This is a genomic window from Nocardioides sp. NPDC057577, from assembly GCF_042801335.1.
GTDB lineage: Bacteria > Actinomycetota > Actinomycetes > Propionibacteriales > Nocardioidaceae > Nocardioides.
Genome location: NZ_JBHVGB010000374.1, coordinates 1 through 1,032 on the forward strand (window position 1 = coordinate 1; position 1,032 = coordinate 1,032).

The window sequence follows — 1,032 nt, forward strand, 5'->3', positions numbered from 1 at the left end:
GGGCAAGACCATCGCCGTGAACCGGCTGAGTCGATCATGTTTCATACCCGAGCGGTCCATACCCGCCCGGAGGGCGCGGATCACAGTCCGCGCAGGGTGCCGTAGGCGGACTGGACGAACGGCGCGAGCGGCGTGGGAGCCGTGTTCGTGAGGGCCACCAGCGCCGTGCCCGACGCGGGGAGGAAGCCCGCGAAGGCCGTGAACCCGCGGGTCCCTCCGGAGTGGTGGAGCAGCGCGCCGTCCGGGCGAGGACGGAGGTTCCAGATGAGGCAGAGCCGTGATCCGGTCCTCGGCACCCGCAGCCGCGGCCGCTGGACCTCGGCCAGCGCGAGGCGCAGCACGGGGTGCGGAGCGTTGTCCGGGTGGAGCAGCAAGGTCAGGACGCGCAGCAGGTCGCGGGCGCTGGACCGCACCGCACCGGCCGCGGTCAGTCCGGGCATCAACAGGGCGGGGCGTGGGCGGCCGTGCCAATGTCCGGTCAGCTGGGGGCGGTCGGGGTCGCAGTCCGTGTCGAGCAGACCGAGCGGCCCGGTGACGCGCTCGGCCAGCAGGGCGGCGTAGTCCCCGCCGGTGCCGCCGGCCGCCCTGGCGAGCACGTGACCCAGCAGCCCTCCGCCGAAGTTGGAGTAGTGCACCCTGCTTCCCGGCCTGTGTCTCAGCGGGGTGCGGCGCAGCGCGTCGAGCAGGTCGTCCTCGCCGAAGCCGGCGTAGGGATTGCTGAGCCATCCGCTGCGGACCGCCCGGGTGAGGAGCCCCGGCGGCAGGCGCGGCAGGCCGGAGGTGTGGGTGGCCAGGTGCAGGAGGGTGAGGGGCGGCCCGGGCAGCCGGAACGGGAGGTAGCGGTCGGCCCGGTCGCCGTAGCGGACCTCTCCCCGGGCGGCGAGTTCCGCCAGCAGCAGGGCGGTGAAGGTCTTGGTCAGCGAGCCCGTCTCGAACCGGGCCGCCTCCCCCGCCCGTCCGCTGCCGAGGACCGCGCGCTCGGTGCCCCGCACCGCCGCGACCGCCGCCGCCGGGCCGCGGGCGGCCTCCAGC

Annotated in this window: 1 protein-coding gene; it reads right to left on the bottom strand. The window is 75.4% G+C overall.

Annotated features, from left to right (window positions below; genetic code table 11):
* Positions 1-80: 80 nt before the first annotated feature.
* Positions 81-1,032, bottom strand: a 952-nt coding sequence (locus ACFU7D_RS29900; RefSeq protein WP_378874206.1) for a serine hydrolase domain-containing protein, incomplete at its 5' end; no start/stop codon positions are given.